Source organism: Parapedobacter sp. GCM10030251 (assembly GCF_042666505.1).
GTDB lineage: Bacteria > Bacteroidota > Bacteroidia > Sphingobacteriales > Sphingobacteriaceae > Parapedobacter.
This window is the reverse complement of record NZ_JBHTDN010000004.1, coordinates 471,290-485,912: the sequence shown is the minus strand read 5'-3', so window position 1 is coordinate 485,912 and position 14,623 is coordinate 471,290. Positions and strand designations below refer to the sequence as shown.

13 protein-coding genes and 1 tRNA gene are annotated in these 14,623 nt (G+C 45.6%); 7 read left to right on the top strand and 7 right to left on the bottom strand.

The genetic code is table 11. The features are described from left to right. Nucleotides 1-102 precede the first annotated feature (102 nt). The 3 genes from ACFQRK_RS14270 to ACFQRK_RS14260 all read left to right on the top strand — a co-directional run bounded on the left by ACFQRK_RS14270 (nt 103) and on the right by ACFQRK_RS14260 (nt 1,351). On the top strand, nt 103-510 hold the full coding sequence (locus tag ACFQRK_RS14270; protein ID WP_379007807.1) for a DoxX family protein: 408 nt from the start codon (nt 103-105) through the stop codon (nt 508-510). Between the two features lie 4 nt (nt 511-514). Beyond that, nucleotides 515-1,168, top strand: coding sequence for a class I SAM-dependent methyltransferase (locus ACFQRK_RS14265; RefSeq protein ID WP_379007805.1), 654 nt, complete (start codon nt 515-517; stop codon nt 1,166-1,168). 111 nt (nt 1,169-1,279) lie between these two features. Beyond that, nucleotides 1,280-1,351: transfer RNA gene (locus ACFQRK_RS14260), tRNA-Glu, on the top strand. A gap of 277 nt (nt 1,352-1,628) precedes the next feature. Here the strand turns inward: ACFQRK_RS14260 and ACFQRK_RS14255 are convergent. From ACFQRK_RS14255 to ACFQRK_RS14245, 3 genes are all read right to left on the bottom strand, one after another. Next, entirely contained in the window at nt 1,629-3,902 is a 2,274-nt protein-coding gene (locus ACFQRK_RS14255) for a multicopper oxidase family protein (RefSeq protein WP_379007802.1), read from the bottom strand. A gap of 119 nt (nt 3,903-4,021) precedes the next feature. Continuing rightward, a complete protein-coding gene (locus ACFQRK_RS14250; RefSeq protein WP_379007800.1) occupies nt 4,022-4,468 on the bottom strand; it encodes a DUF3347 domain-containing protein in 447 nt (148 codons plus the stop codon). Nucleotides 4,469-4,508: 40 nt separating this feature from the next. Continuing rightward, complete coding sequence (locus ACFQRK_RS14245) at nt 4,509-4,730, bottom strand: heavy-metal-associated domain-containing protein (protein ID WP_379007797.1); 222 nt, start codon at nt 4,728-4,730, stop codon at nt 4,509-4,511. Nucleotides 4,731-5,240: 510 nt separating this feature from the next. Between ACFQRK_RS14245 and ACFQRK_RS14240 the strand changes: the two genes are divergently transcribed. Next, the gene (locus ACFQRK_RS14240) at nt 5,241-6,149 is read left to right on the top strand and encodes a class I fructose-bisphosphate aldolase (protein ID WP_379007795.1); all 909 of its coding nucleotides are present in this window, start codon (nt 5,241-5,243) and stop codon (nt 6,147-6,149) included. A 2-nt stretch (nt 6,150-6,151) separates the two neighbouring features. Here the strand turns inward: ACFQRK_RS14240 and ACFQRK_RS14235 are convergent, their stop codons facing one another. The 4 genes from ACFQRK_RS14235 to ACFQRK_RS14220 all read right to left on the bottom strand — a co-directional run bounded on the left by ACFQRK_RS14235 (nt 6,152) and on the right by ACFQRK_RS14220 (nt 10,558). Then, nucleotides 6,152-7,249 (bottom strand): FAD-binding oxidoreductase, encoded by a 1,098-nt coding sequence (locus ACFQRK_RS14235; RefSeq protein ID WP_379007794.1) that lies wholly within the window; start codon nt 7,247-7,249, stop codon nt 6,152-6,154. A gap of 3 nt (nt 7,250-7,252) precedes the next feature. Further along, nucleotides 7,253-7,468: a heavy-metal-associated domain-containing protein gene (locus tag ACFQRK_RS14230; RefSeq protein ID WP_379007792.1), complete on the bottom strand. Its 216-nt coding sequence runs from the start codon at nt 7,466-7,468 to the stop codon at nt 7,253-7,255. 23 nt (nt 7,469-7,491) lie between these two features. Further along, nucleotides 7,492-9,909, bottom strand: coding sequence for a heavy metal translocating P-type ATPase (locus tag ACFQRK_RS14225; RefSeq protein WP_379007790.1), 2,418 nt, complete (start codon nt 9,907-9,909; stop codon nt 7,492-7,494). 85 nt (nt 9,910-9,994) lie between these two features. Beyond that, nucleotides 9,995-10,558, bottom strand: a complete 564-nt coding sequence (locus tag ACFQRK_RS14220; protein ID WP_379007788.1) for a helix-turn-helix domain-containing protein — start codon at nt 10,556-10,558, stop codon at nt 9,995-9,997. Between the two features lie 226 nt (nt 10,559-10,784). Between ACFQRK_RS14220 and ACFQRK_RS14215 the strand changes: the two genes are divergently transcribed. The 3 genes from ACFQRK_RS14215 (at nt 10,785) to ACFQRK_RS14205 (ending at nt 14,623) form a co-directional block, all read left to right on the top strand. Further along, nucleotides 10,785-13,100, top strand: a complete 2,316-nt coding sequence (locus ACFQRK_RS14215; RefSeq protein WP_379007785.1) for a TonB-dependent receptor — start codon at nt 10,785-10,787, stop codon at nt 13,098-13,100. Further along, entirely contained in the window at nt 13,100-14,236 is a 1,137-nt protein-coding gene (locus tag ACFQRK_RS14210; protein ID WP_379007784.1) for a PepSY-associated TM helix domain-containing protein, read from the top strand. Before ACFQRK_RS14215 ends, ACFQRK_RS14210 begins: the two co-directional genes overlap by 1 nt. Nucleotides 14,237-14,299: 63 nt before the next feature. Then, nucleotides 14,300-14,623: an ArsR/SmtB family transcription factor gene (locus tag ACFQRK_RS14205; protein ID WP_379007781.1), complete on the top strand. Its 324-nt coding sequence runs from the start codon at nt 14,300-14,302 to the stop codon at nt 14,621-14,623.

The window sequence follows — 14,623 nt, the reverse complement described above, 5'->3', positions numbered from 1 at the left end:
CCAATTTTACAGAAAAATGAATCCCGCCGTTTGCATCTTTGCGCAAAGATAAGTCAATTTGCGCGTAAAATAACAGGAAGAATAAAATAGAAAAACATACGTATGGCTGCCTTATCATCATTGAGCAATTTTAAAAACACCGGCATGCTACTTGTCCGGATCGGTTTGGGAGTGATGTTTATTATGCACGGATATCCCAAATTATTGGGCGGCCCCAAGTTATGGGAAGGAGTTGGCGGTGCCATGGGAGAGATTGGCATTACGTTTCTGCCCTTGGTTTGGGGACTGCTTGCAGCCCTCGCGGAAACCATCGGTGGATTATTCTTCCTTATCGGTCTCTTTTTCAGGCCTACGGCACTGGTCCTGGCGTTCACCATGTTGATTGCTGCTCTTCACCACCTGGGGGCCGGAGATGGTTTAAAAGGTGCATCACATGCGATCGAAATGGGGATTGTCTTTTTAGGCTTTGCATTTATAGGCCCCGGCAAGTATAGCGTAGATAAACGGTAAAATCATGAGCGAAGCGATTGACTTTCGGGCGGTAGCCGCACAATTAGCCAAGCCGGAAGGCGAGGCAGGTATCCAGACGGCGGCCCACATGAATATCAGCAATGCGGATATGACCCGGTATGCGATTGACGTGCTTGATTGCCGCGCCGGTGACAGGGTACTGGAAATAGGCCCTGGAAATGGGCGGTTTGCATCCTATGTGCTCGCTAAAGCGGATGACATCCATTACACGGGCGTCGACATATCGGAAACCATGGTCGCTACAGCCCGGGAAATCAATGGCGATGACATCAACCGGGGGCACGCAGCATTTGAATGGACCGACGGCGTACATTTCCCGTTTCCCGATGCAGTGTTTCATCGAATATTTACTGTCAATACGTTGTATTTTTGGAAAAAGCCCGCGGTACAACTGGCCCAAATCAGGCGGATACTTAAGCCTGATGGGTGTTTTTGTCTCGCAATTGCCACAAAGGCATTTATGGAACAGCTTCCGTTTACTGCCTACGGCTTTACCCTGTATACTCCGGAAGAAGCACAGAAACTGTTGTTGGCGAATGGCTTCAGCGTGGTAGATACGACAATCAGAAACCACCCAACCACTAGCGCTGCCGGGCAGCAGGTCATGCGCGAAGAAGCATTTTTCTTAGTCCAATAGCGGCTTTAGCGAACTGTTTGCATTTTCTGCAAAAAAATTCTTGCATCGAATGGAAATACTCCTATCTTTGCAGACCGAAAAGCCAAAGGGGTTTATTCGGAATCAAAAAAAGGCCCGTTCGTCTAGGGGTTAGGACGCAAGATTTTCATTCTTGAAACAGGGGTTCGATTCCCCTACGGGCTACTGAAGGAGATCCAAAACGGATCTCCTTTTTTTTGCCGTTTTAAATCTTGTTACAATTGCAATGGCGACGTGGCCTTCGTTATTTTTCCACCCTCGACAACCCTCACCATAAAATCGGCCGTGTGTACCACCCCATTTGGCTGAAACGGTATCCACATTCTATAAAAGTCCGGTTCAACATGTGATGTCCCTGTGGTGACGTCATGCATTCCGAACATCTTACTCAATATGATCTCCTGTGTTTGATGCGAGGTTTGCGATTAATTCACATCCTTTATCAATAGTTGAGCGAAAGCCCTGCGCCAAATCCCATATCGCTATCGTAATGTGCCCGGATACCGATATGCCTGGTAAGGATATAGCGAAGATCTCCCATGTATTCCTTATCGGTATTGATCATAAAACCCGCCCTTAGCCGCTTGGAAATAGGTATATCCTCCCGCATTAGCGATAATCGGAAAATCCCGTCGTGGTAAACTTCTGCTTGTATATTGACGAGCATTGGCAAAGTGTACATTGCTCCCAGACTGACCGCTGCCCGACGATCCTTGTTGTTGACTTGCCCAAACAGGTTTTTTTCATGTTCGTCCATTCCCATTTTGCGGTATCGCCAATCGAAACCTACAAAGGGCATCAACCATTGCATTTTTCCGATATATCTGCCAAAGTGTGTCTCCACTTCGTAGCCGTGCATATCGTTGTAGCCCAAACGCCATTCCGTACCCAAACTGTACCGTGCATTCATTAGCATGGCTTCACCGTCGATACCATTGGTGGCAAAATCACTCTGTGCCATCAAATGGGGCATATTGTGTTCACGCTGTAACATCCGGTAGGCTTCTCCCTTGTTGGGCAAATACGGATTTTTGTAGTCATCCACCGCAAATACCCTATTCATTCCCGCCATCATGTGATATAGGATATGGCAATGGAAAAACCAATCGCCCTCTGTATTTGCCAAAAACTCTATGGTATCGGTTTCCATCGGCATAATGTCAATGATGTTTTTCAATGGTGCATTATCGCCGTGCTGGTTCAATACCCGAAAATCAAAGCCATGCAGGTGCATAGGGTGCCGCATCATCGAGTTGTTGTAGATGGTGATCCGTAAAACCTCACCTTTTTTAACAGGTATCTTATCCGTTTCGGCAAGTATGCGGTTATCCATACTCCATACGTAACGGTTCATGTTTCCCGTAAGGGTGAAGTTCAGTTCCTTGACAGGTGCATCTTTTGGCAATGTGGTATTGTATGGAGATTTGAGCATACCATAGTGGAGTGTAACGATATCGCTCAACGCATTGGCGTCATAACGGCCCGGAGCGTCGTCCATATTCATATCGTGGTTATGATGGTCATGCGTTTCCTTACCCCTTCCCTTTTCTTCGCCCGTGATTTCCGGGTACATTACAACGTTCATATCCATTTGTTGCAAGGACATATTCATACCCATATCATCGAGGTCGCCGTTCATCTTCATCATATCATTCATCATCTTCATTCCTTCGAAATACTTCAGACGGGGCAATGCTCCCACATGCTGCTTTTCTCCCATGCCTATAAAATAGCTTGCCGATTGAGAGCGATCTTCTGTGGTAGCCATAAATTCAAAGGCCTTACCGTCTTCCGGAATGGTCACAACGACATCGTAGGTTTCCGAGACGGCGATAATCAGTCGGTCCACCTCAACGGGCTCCACATCGTTGCCATCACTTGCCACTACACTCATTTTGCCACCGGCATAGCGAAGCCAAAAGTAAGACGATGCACCACCGTTGGAAATGCGTAACCGTACTTTGTCGCCCGCTTTTAGCGCTTTGCCATCAATGCTTTTCAGTTCGGTTATGTGGTTACCGTTCATCAGTACCCTTTCGTAGTACACGTCGCTGACATCCATTGCGAGCATCCGCTTCCATTCGTTCGTGAGCTTGGTTTTGAATTGTCCGCTGCGGATTGCTTCAGAATAGCTTTGGGTAGCCCTTTTTTTAATTGCAAACCAATCACTGGCTGCATGCAACATACGGTGTACGTTTTCGGGTTTGAGGTTTGTCCATTCACTTAACACAACGGGGACGGACGGCAGGTCGTCTATTCCTTTGCGGAACGTTTTATCGTCAGGTTTTTTGTGCATGATGAAATTACCGTACATACCTATCTGTTCCTGCAAACCTGCGTGGGAATGATACCAATGTGTACCGTTCTGAACGATCGGAAAGCGATACGTAAACGATGTGCCCGGCTTTATCGGCATTTGCGTTAAATGTGGTATCCCGTCTTCTTTATTAGGCAGGAATAGGCCGTGCCAATGGATCGCTGTACTTTCCTTTAGCTGATTATGCACCACGATCTCTGCCGTGTCACCCTCTGTAAATTCGAGCGTCGGCATCGGTATCTGTCCGTTTGCTGCAATGGCCCTTTTCTCTTTTCCTGCAAAGGTTACCATCGTATCCTTGAGGACCAGCTCGTAACGCACCACTTTTTGGGCGTAGGCTGTTGAAAATGAAAACAGCAGTGCCACCAGTATCAGTGAGTTATTGCTTTTTTTATTCATTTAAGAAAATATGATTTGCTTACCATAGGATGAAATGCCGAGCCAAGGCAGGATTGACTGCCGTCAAAAGGACTGCCCAAACAGAACTGACAAACACCGAAAGTTCCCCTACGCGATGATTAATTTTTCGTCTCCGTCACCTTACCGCAGGTCAGCATTGAGGAACCGTAGTAAGGGTTTTTGACTTCCTTTTCCTCGCTTAACCAATAAGCTTTCTTCATCGGACAATATTGGTAGTAAACTGGTTGATCAACGTCGTCCGAATCTTTTACAAGTTTCCACATAAGGGTAGAAACATCGTTGAAAGCGGCCCGTTGTTTTTCAAGGCTATTGCCCGCTTTGTTCAGCTTTTCGGCAGCTTTGAGCAGGGCTGCTTTCTGCGAAAAATCTGCCCCGGTTTTCAATGCTTGGCTAAAGGACGCGATACCCTCGGATGCTGCTTTACTATTGCCGCTTACTAATGTATTTTTCACGTTGAAATAACTGCTTAATAGGACATCCGTATGCTGAGAATACACCGAGTTTCCAAAAAATATGACGGTAAGTGCCAATATTACCTTTTTCATGTTATCTCCTTTTTATTCGATCAGTGATTCCAAGCCCGACTTATACGGTCAAAGGCTCGGCTTTAAAACCTTTACTCTTGATGATAGCTACCACCTCGTCTTCGGTAATGCCATCTGCTTTTATTGTCAGAATTTTATCGTTATTGCTTGTATCCACATCCCATTCGCAGATACCTGCGGCGTTGTCCAAATCAGATTTCACCTTCGATACACATCCGCCGCAATTAAGGTTCGTTTTAAATTGAAGATTGTTATTTTTCATTTTATTGAGTTTTTATTTGTTATTTGATATTACAAATTTAGGTACATATTGGCCCTTGCTCTTTACAATATTCTTTGTTTAGTTTATGATATTTACTGATTTATTTTATCGACGACCGTTCATCCTTGCATACCTGAATTATCTGTTCCGCAACAAACTGGATGACAATCCTGCGATTGTTTCGCACATCCATCTAAAAACTTGCTATCTTTAACAGATACTCATCGATACTATCGTCAACGGAATCGGATGCCACACTTTCTACGATTTAATGAGCTTTTTACGATTCTTATGGCGATGAAAAGAGGAAGATGGCGTAGAATGTGTAAAAACGTTAACGTAAAAAATAGATATTATGAACATCAGTGAATTAACGCAATACCTGGGCGGAGAAGAGCTACTTAATCATCAATGTAAAGCGATACCAAAACAGTTACTCCACCTGCCATCCCCCCATTTCATAAACGATGTTTACGGCATTTCGGATAGAGGTCCGCAGGTGCTAGAAGTTTGGGAAACCTTTTCGGTCATGGCCGCTTATCCAATACCGGATACTTATCCATTTTACCCATTGATCAGGGCATTGAGCATAGTGCCGGGGCATCTTTTGCGGCCAATCCGATATATTTTGATCCTGAAAATATCGTAAAACTGGCTATCGAGGGAGGTTGCAATGCCGTAGCCTCCACCTTTGGTGTCTTAGGAGCTGTTGCCCGGAAATATGCCCATAAAATCCCATTTATTGTAAAAATAAATCACAATGAGCTGTTGACTTATCCCAATAAGAGTGACCAGGTCCTGTACGGAACGGTGAGGGAAGCGTGGAATATGGGAGCGACAGCCATCGGAGCAACTATATATTTCGGCTCAACGGAGTCGGGAAGACAAATTGTTGAGGTAAGCCAGGCATTTGAAAAGGCGCATTCCCTAGGGATGGCCACCATATTGTGGTGTTATCTGCGCAACGATGCATTCAAAAAGGACGGTACCGACTTCCATTTGTCCGCCGACCTTACCGGACAAGCCAATCATCTGGGGGTTACCATAGAAGCGGACATCGTCAAGCAGAAACTACCGGAAGTCAATGGCGGCTACAAAGCGTTGAACATCGGCGATAGCAGTTACGGGAAATTGGATGCACGGATGTACAGCGAATTGAGTACGGACCATCCCATTGACCTGTGCAGGTATCAGGTCTTAAACGGTTATGCAGGGCGCGCAGGACTCATTAATTCCGGCGGAGCATCGGGAAAGCATGATTTTGAGGAAGCGATTCGGACTGCCGTCATTAACAAACGTGCCGGAGGTACGGGATTGATAAGTGGCAGAAAGGCATTTCAAAGACCTTTTAACGAGGGAGTTGAATTATTACACACCATTCAGGATGTATATCTCATGGACGACGTGACCATTGCATAAACTCATTCCTTTCCGGCCTGGGTATAGTTATCATGAATCGTGATACTCACGTTGTGATCCAACGGGTAACTCTGACACAATAGGACCATGCTCTCCGATATTTCTTGTTCCGTTAGTGCATGGTTATTGACCATTTGTACCTGTCCGTCGGTTTTGATTGCCCAACAGGATCCGCAGGTGCCTTTTTTGCATGAATGTGGAACGGGAATGCCGTAATCCCGTATTGCGTCCAGAAGTGAAACTCCGGCATCCACTTCGATAAGTGACGTGCATTCATAGCTTTGCAATTCATCGTTAACATACTGATCGGTAAAGTAGCTTAACAATATTTCCCTAGTGATACCGTCGTTCCCTATATGCGGGATTTCAACGACTATCGGATCAAAGTATTCCATGTGGATTTGCCTTTCGGCAATATTTATCCCCAGTAACACGTCATGGTAAAGGGTCATCAGTTCCGTTGGCCCACAAATATAAAAATGGGCTTTCTCAAGATTTTCGATCCGGCTAAACAATATAGAACGGAGTACAAGTGGTGTAAACCTTCCGGAAATATGGTCGAGTTGTGCCGATATGTGGGACGGGGACGTAAAGGAGTGGTAAATGTTCAAACGGTTCTCTGACCGCATGGTTTCCAGTTCATTCCAAAATATGGCCTCTTCGGGCGATTTGTTGCTGTATAACAACAAAGGAGGATTGGTATCTTGACCTATGCTTTTCAGCATCGAAAAAAGCGGAGAGATACCACTGCCTCCGGCGAGGAAGACAATTCTGGAATCCGGGGCAAGCTTTCGATCGAAAGTGAAATTGCCGAATGGAGCCTCCACGTCCCATGTGTCGGTAAGCGCGGCATTCTCCAGCAGGTAATTACTCATTTTTCCATCGGCAATACGTTTCACGGTAATGGATGGAAACTCGTCGGACGGAATGGAGCTAAATGAATATGATCTGCTGACTTGCTCTCCACCTATGGTACAAGTGAGGTTGAGGTATTGCCCCGGCAGGTAACTGAATAGTTGCGAGCCTGTTTTAAAAAAAATAGTTATGGCGTCTTTGGTCTCTTGTACAATTTTGTGCGTGCTCCAGGTATATTTTTTCATCCGTCACTTTTCGTTGCTGTTTTTATTCACCTCGTAGCCGGCTTTTTCGATGGTTTCGACCAATTTCTCTTTTACTTTGTCACTTTCGACAGCAGCGATCAGTCTTCCAGCTTCCAGTCTTTGGATGTCAACACCAGCAATGCCTGCGATAGCTCCCCTAACCCTTGATTGGCAGTGCGTGCTTTGCATACCGGGTATGCTCAATTCTATATTTTTCATTTTTCTTGTTTGTTGATATAAATTTACTTCTTCCACTTCAAACGTAAGCTGTTACTTACCACGCTCACGCTACTCAATGCCATGGCAGCGCCTGCAATCATCGGGTTCAATAAGAAGCCGTTGATGGGATAAAGGATACCTGCGGCAATCGGAATACCGATAAGATTATAGATGAATGCCCAGAACAGGTTTTGTTTAATGGTTGCAACGGTCTGTTTTGACAATCTGATCGCCTGTGGTATCTTGGTAAGGTCCGAAGATATGATCGTCATTTTAGCAACGTCCATTGCAATGTCGGACCCTTTACCCATTGCGATACTAACATCGGCCGTTGCCAAAGCGGTACTGTCGTTGATACCGTCGCCAACCATTGCCACCACTTTTCCCTGCTGTTGCAGTTCTTTTACAAAGTCGGCTTTGTGTTGCGGCAATACTTCTGCCTTATAGTGTTTGATGCCTGTTTGCGATGAAATGGCTTTGGCAGTCGCTTCATTATCGCCTGTGAGCATATACAGGTCGATGTCCATATCCTGGATTTCCCTGATAGCCTGCACCGATGTTTCCTTGATTTTATCGGAAATAGCCACCACCGAAAGAGCCTCTTTACTGTTTGCAAACCAAATAACGGTCTTTGACTGGCTGCCCCACTCATCCGCCTGCCGTTGCAGCGGTTCCGCAATCGTAATGGTGTTTTCAGCCAACAGTTTTTTATTGCCTACAAAATAGGTTTCGTTATTATGGTCTGCCTTTACTCCTTTACCCGTGATACTGTCGAAGTTCGACAATGCTGTGATGGAAGCACCTTGCAGGTTTTTCACCACGGCTTCTGCCAACGGGTGCTCTGATTGCTTTTCGATGCTCAAGAGGATATTTTTGGTCGCATCGTCATTGTTCAGCCACTCGATACCCGTAACCTCCGGTCTTCCCTCGGTGATCGTTCCTGTTTTATCCAAAACGATTGCGTCTACTTTCTTGGCCAATTCAAGGCTTTCCGCATCTTTAATCAAAATTCCTTTTTCAGCTCCCTTGCCTACACCGACCATAATTGCCGTGGGTGTGGCTAATCCCAACGCACAGGGACAGGCAATGACCAATACCGTGATAGATGCCAACAATCCCTGCACTATGCCATTATCGCCGCCTAAGAAAAACCAGGCAATAAATGTCAGGATTGCAATACCGATGACCACGGGAACGAAAATACCCGCGATCTTGTCAACCAGCTTTTGTACGGGAGCTTTGCTTCCCTGCGCATCCTGCACCATTTTGATGATCTGGGCGAGCATGGTTTCCTTGCCCACTTTTACCGCTTTGAACTGAAAGCTACCCTTTTGGTTGATGGTGCCTGCGAATACCTTTTCATTCTCCTTTTTAAGGACGGGAACGGGCTCACCGCTCAACATGCTTTCATCCACGTACGAATTGCCCGACACAACCATACCGTCCACAGCGATTTTTTCGCCCGGCTTTACCAGAATAATGTCGCCTGCGTTTACATCTTCGATGGCTTTTTGTCTTTCTGTTCCATCCGCTTCTATTACGACAACCGTTTTTGGCTGTAAGCCCATCAGTTTTTTAATGGCTGAGGAAGTGTTTCCTTTAGCTTTTTCTTCCAAAAGTTTACCTAAAAGAATGAATGCGACAATAACGGCTGCCGCCTCGAAATATACGTGAGCATGCAATCCCCTTTGGTGCCAAAAGTCGGCAAAAAGCATATTGAACACGCTGAATACATAGGCAATACCCGTACTTAATGCCACCAACGTATCCATGTTTGCCGAACGGTGCTTGGCCTGCTTCCACGCATTGATAAAGAAATCCTTACCTAACCATAGGACTACCGGAGTGGAAAAAAACCACATGATCGGATCTGCGTAGGGCATATCCATAAAGAACATACCGATAACCACTACCGGAAGTGAAAGCAGGATGGCCCAAAGGGTTTTGGTTTTTAATTTTTTGAATTTTTCCGTCTGGATATTTTCCAAGGTCTCTTGTTGCGTGGACTCTTCCTCTACCAAAAGATCGTATCCTACGGACCGTACGGCTTTTTGTAGCTTTGCTGCATCTGTCATGTTGGGTAAGTATTCCACGGTCAGGTTTCCTGTGGCAAAGTTTACCGAAGCATTTACGACTCCCGGCTCGTGCGCAATGATGCTTTCCACACTTCCAGCACAGGAAGCACAGGTCATCCCCAGAACGGGAAAGGAATTTTTAACTGTAGTAACACCGTAACCAAGATCTTTTACCGCTTTTACCGCTTCGGACACTACCTCATTGCCATCCACCGTAATGGCCGCCCTGCGGTTGTTAAGTTCCACTTTGTGGCTTTCGATACCTTGTACCTGCGCCAATCCTTTTTCGATGATTAACGCGCAGTGCTCGCTTTCTACATCCTCCAACGGAAGATAGATAGGTTCTCTATTATTATTTGTTGCCATACTCGTCTGCTTTGCTTTTACATTGCAAAGGTGACAACAAAATCAGTATCGGTTGTTACGTAATTATGGAATTGATTTGTAAGATTTACACTTTGTCCAACGGTTTCCGCTTATCCTCCCGTATCTGTTTGAAATGGCTTGGTGTCAATCCGGTGACTTTTTTGAATTGGTTGCTTAAATAAGCGACACTCGAATAGTTTAGGCGCAGGGCAATTTCACTCAAAGACAGCTCATCATATACCAGCAATTCCTTTACTTTCTCCACCTTTTGTGCGATGAAATATTTCTCGATGGTCGTTCCCTCTACTTCTGAGAATAAGTTGGACAGATAATTGTAATCATGATTGAGTTTATCGCTCAATACATCCGAAAGGTTCGACCTTAGACCGTTGTCCTGATGATGTACCAAATCAATAATGACATTTTTGATTTTTTCGATGATACGGCTCTTTCTGTCGTCAATTACCTGAAACCCCAGCGGTACCAAGGTTTCTTCAAGCTTCTCCCTTTCTTCGGTGGTAAGTTCCCTTGCAAGTGTCACTTCACCCAACTTTATATTTTTAACGTCTATACCCAACTTATCCAGTTCGCCCTGAATGACTAAAATGCAACGGCTACAGACCATGTTTTTTATGAATAGTGTACTCATATTCGCTAAATCATCATTCTATCCAGATAGAAAATCTATGTGCAGACAAATTTACGATTTAACTTCGCCAATTTTAACAATCTGCCAAACCGCTTGGTCACTTATCAAAGCGAAATGGCGCTATAGTTGCCCCCCGGCAGATAAGAAATTTTCATATTTATTTTTCAAACGGGCGAATACTTTTACTTTTGCGGAATTTAAATTTGGTCTAAATAGTAAAAGTATCATGTATTCTTTACGCATTGTTATTTTCCTGACAGCATGCATTCAAATCCTCCATGCACAGGAATTAAAAATTATCGTAAAAAACCAAAACAACCAACGGATCGGCCAAGCCAATATCAGCGTCAATCAGAAAAATGTGGGTTATGCGGATGACAATGGTGTTTTGATTAGAGACCTAAGTTCATTTCAAGCGCCCTACCGAATTCAAACTTCGTACATTGGATACGCTACGGCAACGGGCTTAATCGAAAAAGCGGACCTTCAAGATAGCTTGGTACTCGTGCTTACCGACCGGAATAATTTGGATGAAGTGGTTATAACAGCGGGAAGAAAGCCTGAGCACATTTCGACCGTTCCTTCTTCGATTTCCATTTTAAACGAGGAAGAAATCCAAGCCCAAAGTCAGATCAACAACAACCTATCCACTATTTTGGGGGCTACCATACCAGGATTGGGGCCTGCCACCAATAAAGCGACAAACTCCGGCCAAACCCTGAGGGGCCGTGCCGTACTGGTGTTAATTGATGGAATTCCCCAGTCGACTCCACTCATGAATGGATCGCGCGATATCAGGACCATCGACCCTAACGTGATTGAACGTGTGGAGGTAATCAAAGGCGCAACGTCCATTTACGGCAATGGATCGGCAGGAGGCATTATTAATTACATTACAAGAAAAAGCCCGGAAAACGGCAAGGCCATCAACGGCTTAAGCAGCGTAAGAAGTGGTATCAATCCCTTTCATGCAGGTGAAACTGCGGGTTATAAATTCTCACAGCTGCTGTACGGCCGGAAACAGCGATTCAGTTATACCTTAAGTGCTTCCATCGATTATGCCGGCCTCCAACGGGACGCCGACGGACTGGCACTGGGACAGACCGATGGATTATCCAATTCGTACCAGAACAACGGCTTCATCAAACTGGGGTATGATTTTGATTCCACTTCCTCCATTACGGCTTGGTACAACTATTACAACAGTACCCAACATGCAAAATACATCAGCCAAACGGGTAAGTACGATCAAAGCCCAACCATCGGCATCAAAGGAGAAGATCCCGGCGAACCTACGGGAACCCCTTACAACCACAACGCCATGATCAATTATAGCAAAACGGGTATTTGGGGCAATCATTCGCTGCAAGCGACACTGTACTACAACACTTTTCGGTCAATGAATCGCTATGTAGCGAATGGAACGGCATGGTATGGCCCCGGACAAACCCAAATTAACTCCGAGAAAAAAGGCTTGCGCCTAAACCTCAATTCGCCATTTCAACTCTTCCAATCGGCCGCTGAACTAACCTATGGCTTGGACGTCCTGAATGATGTTACCGATCAAAACCTTACCGATGGCAGGGTCTATATTCCGTTTATGGACATGCTGAATGTGGCACCCTATGCACAGCTGCGCATAGATTTCATCGAAAACCTGATTCTTAAAGCAGGGGCCCGTTACGAAAATGCGACGGTTACGATCAACGACTTCAACACCATCGCCACTGGCCCGAACAACGAGGGCAGCACCGCCGTAAAAGGAGGAAAAATTCCATACAAAGGCGCAACATTCAATGCAGGACTGCGGTATAACAAGTATGCATTCTTCAATCCTTTCATCAGTTTCTCCCAAGGATTTGCCATCAATGAATTGGGCCGGATCGTTCGCCGCGCTACCGACAATGACCTGGATAGCATAAAGACCGATCCCGTTATCACCAACAATTACGAGATCGGGTTTTCCAGCCATTACCGAATCTTTAACCTGACGGCCTCCTACTATTACAGCAGTTCGAAAATGGGTGTGGAATTGGTAGATGTGGGCGGGTATCTGATGGCCCAACGCCTACCCGAAGTCGTCCAAGGCTTTGAATTGGCCATCGATGCAAAAATACATCCAATGTGGACCCTTGGCGGAACCTATGCGTTTGTGGAAGGCAAATCCGAACAGGAAGATGGATCCAAAATGTACTTAAATGGGTCACGAATCGCTCCGCCAAAGGCAACCGCCTATCTCTATTTTACACCCAACCCTAAACTAAACCTTCAGTTGCATTGGCTGTATACTGGATCGCGTGATCGGTTCGATGCAAACGACCAGGGGACTTTCAAAAACTCGGAAGGATCGGTCGAATCTATTTCTCTGTTCAACCTCTCTGGTTCGTACCGGTTTAACGCCCGGTGGTCGGTAGGATTGGGTGTCGAAAATCTATTGAACAAGGACTACTATCCGGTTGTGAGCCAGTACCGGGCGCTTGATGCCGAGTATGTCAAGGGAACGGGAACGAACGCATCCCTAACGGTAGCCTATAAATTCTAATGGTCAAGGCCGGCATATTATGGCTTCATAAGTGGCTCGCGATTGTCTCTGGCGTCGTGGTGTTTATTTTGGGACTCACCGGCTGTATTTACACCTTCCATGACGACTTGAAACAGATATGCTATCCGGAGAAATATTTTATCTCAAGTACCGGCTCCAACAAGACGCTGCCCCTGAGCAAACTGACTGAAGTTGCAACTCGCGCGCTAACCGACGGGGAGAAAATCACGCGCGTCGACCTTTATCCTGCGCAAGACCGGTCGTGGATATTCCGCGCACAGTCCGTCAATGAGGAGGCGTTTGGCCATTGGAACTATTTCAACTATTACAAACGTGTGTTTATCAACCCTTACACCGGGGAAGTGGTAGCCATCGAGAACTCCAAAACAGAATTCTTCCAGGTAATGCTGCAATTGCACATGAATCTGCTTCTGGGAAAGAAATATGGCCATCCCGTAGTCGCCTATTCCACCCTGATCTTTATCCTCGTGATGATATCCGGCCTTGTATTATGGTGGCCAAAGAAATGGAAGGGTAAACGCCAACGCAGAAGTTTCTGGCCAAAGTGGTCGGTAAAATGGAAACGCCTGAATTACGATTTGCATAATATCATCGGATTCTATTCTTTTCTTTTGGGAATTGCCATCGGTCTAACCGGACTTTTCTTCAGCTTTCCGAATTGGAAATCGGCTGTCGCCAAAGGCCTGAACCAACTGAACGCCAAAGCGCAGCCCTCTTCCGAAATTGCCCAACCCCATATTTCCAGACAAAGTGTAAACCCATTGGACGACGCGCTACATTACCTCCTCGAAGAAAATCGGGGTGCGGGAATGATGTCCATTCGCCTCCGCAATGAAGATGACCGTGGCTTTGATGTACAAGTGCGCTTGGAAGAACAGAGAACCGGAAAATTCAACTGGTATTACTTCGAAAAATCGTCCCTCAGGATCGATAAAATCGACAGCCATCGTAATCAAGCGGCTGGCGATCGCCTGGCCTCCCTGAACTACGATATCCATACAGGTAATATCGGCGGATGGCCAACCAAGATCCTTGCGTTTATTATTTCCCTATTTTGCGCGAGCTTGCCCATAACCGGATATATCATCTGGATCAATAAAGGGACAAAACGATAAAAGTTTAAAAATATTTGTGCAGTTATTTGACTGCACGTATATTTGCAGTCAAATAACTGCACAATGGAATTACGACGAGATGTATTTCAAGCCATCGCCGATCCCACCCGAAGGGCGATCATCACCTTGGTTGCCCTCCAGGCCATGACCCCGAGTGCAATTGCCGAAAACTTTGCATCCTCCAGACAAACGATTTCGAAACATATTCAAATTCTTACCGAATGTGAAATACTGCAACAGGAGCAAACCGGCCGGGAGATTTATTACCAATTAAACCCCAAAAAGTTGAAAGCAATTGCAGATTTTATCGAGCCATTCCGTAACCTATGGGACGATCGATTCAATAAATTGGAAGCCGTTATGAAAAAATACAAATCATCACAGTAA

Coding starts and splice junctions, on each gene's coding strand:
- ACFQRK_RS14270 (WP_379007807.1), top strand. CDS start 103: ATGGCTGCCTTATCATCATTGAGCAATTTTAAAAACACCGGCATGCTA.
- ACFQRK_RS14265 (WP_379007805.1), top strand. CDS start 515: ATGAGCGAAGCGATTGACTTTCGGGCGGTAGCCGCACAATTAGCCAAG.
- ACFQRK_RS14255 (WP_379007802.1), bottom strand. CDS start 3,902: ATGAATAAAAAAAGCAATAACTCACTGATACTGGTGGCACTGCTGTTT.
- ACFQRK_RS14250 (WP_379007800.1), bottom strand. CDS start 4,468: ATGAAAAAGGTAATATTGGCACTTACCGTCATATTTTTTGGAAACTCG.
- ACFQRK_RS14245 (WP_379007797.1), bottom strand. CDS start 4,730: ATGAAAAATAACAATCTTCAATTTAAAACGAACCTTAATTGCGGCGGA.
- ACFQRK_RS14235 (WP_379007794.1), bottom strand. CDS start 7,249: ATGAAAAAATATACCTGGAGCACGCACAAAATTGTACAAGAGACCAAA.
- ACFQRK_RS14230 (WP_379007792.1), bottom strand. CDS start 7,468: ATGAAAAATATAGAATTGAGCATACCCGGTATGCAAAGCACGCACTGC.
- ACFQRK_RS14225 (WP_379007790.1), bottom strand. CDS start 9,909: ATGGCAACAAATAATAATAGAGAACCTATCTATCTTCCGTTGGAGGAT.
- ACFQRK_RS14220 (WP_379007788.1), bottom strand. CDS start 10,558: ATGAGTACACTATTCATAAAAAACATGGTCTGTAGCCGTTGCATTTTA.
- ACFQRK_RS14215 (WP_379007785.1), top strand. CDS start 10,785: ATGTATTCTTTACGCATTGTTATTTTCCTGACAGCATGCATTCAAATC.
- ACFQRK_RS14210 (WP_379007784.1), top strand. CDS start 13,100: ATGGTCAAGGCCGGCATATTATGGCTTCATAAGTGGCTCGCGATTGTC.
- ACFQRK_RS14205 (WP_379007781.1), top strand. CDS start 14,300: ATGGAATTACGACGAGATGTATTTCAAGCCATCGCCGATCCCACCCGA.